This is a genomic window from Phyllobacterium sp. P5_D12, assembly GCF_054049495.1.
The window spans coordinates 1-640 of sequence record NZ_JBFUMG010001126.1; the positions used below are offsets into that span (position 1 = coordinate 1).

General features: G+C 52.3%; 1 protein-coding gene. It reads left to right on the forward strand.

What is annotated here, in order from left to right; translation table 11 throughout:
- Positions 1 to 297: 297 nt before the first annotated feature.
- Positions 298 to 640, forward strand: a 343-nt coding sequence (locus ACXJ5O_RS29085) for a hypothetical protein (RefSeq protein ID WP_457302931.1), incomplete at its 3' end; no start/stop codon positions are given.

Below are 640 nucleotides of genomic sequence, written 5' to 3' on the forward strand. Positions count from 1 at the left end.
ATCATACGTCGCGCCTAGCCGCAGCAAATCACAAAAACCGCCGGTCTCGTACCGGCGGTTTTTGTGTGTCTTTAGGAAGTCCTGTCTGGGATTGCGGCAAACTTAATTTTTGTAGTAGATCACGCTGAATCATACGTCGCGCCTAGCCGCAGCAAATCACAAAAACCGCCGGTCTCGTACCGGCGGTTTTTGTGTGTCTTTAGGAAGTCCTGTCTGGGATTGCGGCAAACTTAATTTTTGTAGTAGATCACGCTGAATGAAGCGTGGGAGCCAAGGGTGTTCTGGCGAAATTTCAACATGGCCTCACTTGATGGCCCACCAATCAATTGGTTAAAACTTGCGCGCCTCGCCCCGCGTGCAATCGTTCTGTACATTCTTGCCATCTTAGTACTACGCCTCTTTCTTTCGCGGTTTATGGAAATCGATGAGGCGCAATTCGTTGGCGAAGTTGCGTTCGCTTGGAACTATGGCAACTCGCATCCGCCAATGTACAATTGGCTGGTGCGACTCGCGCTCGAACTGACTGGTTGGAACTGGGTTCTTGCTGTCGCTCTGGTGCGCCTTTCCCTGCTTGGGCTCTATCACTGGCTTAGTTTCGATACTGCGCGCCGACTGGGTGGTGACCGTGCGGGCGTACTGG